We start from the raw sequence: 268 nt of genomic DNA, 5'->3' as shown, positions 1-268 counted from the left end.
GCTGAACAAGGTGGATCAGGGATCCTCCACCGTGAATGCATACTACACCAGACTCAAAACTCTTTGGGATGAGAGAGATGCTCTCATAGTCTACCCTACCTGTAAGTGCAATTTGACTCAAGAATGCCATTGTGAAGCGGCAGGCCGTAAGGTTCTTCAATCCTTTCTTGAAACCAATAAGACTATGAAGTTTTTGCTTGGCTTGAATGGAAGTTTTGCGCAAACTAGAAACAATATAACTGCTGTTGAACCAATTATGCCTCTTAAC

At 42.5% G+C, this 268-nt stretch carries 1 protein-coding gene; it reads left to right on the top strand.

Features of this window, described 5'->3' with window-relative positions; all coding sequences use genetic code 11:
- Positions 1 to 31: 31 nt before the first annotated feature.
- Positions 32 to 268 (top strand): hypothetical protein (locus KVT34_RS30335; RefSeq protein ID WP_217563299.1); only part of this gene is annotated, 237 nt, incomplete at its 3' end.

It is taken from the genome of Paenibacillus sp. GbtcB18 (assembly GCF_019091125.1).
Classification (GTDB): Bacteria; Bacillota; Bacilli; order Paenibacillales; family NBRC-103111; genus Paenibacillus_F; species Paenibacillus_F chitinolyticus.
This window is presented reverse-complemented; position numbering and strand designations above follow the sequence as displayed.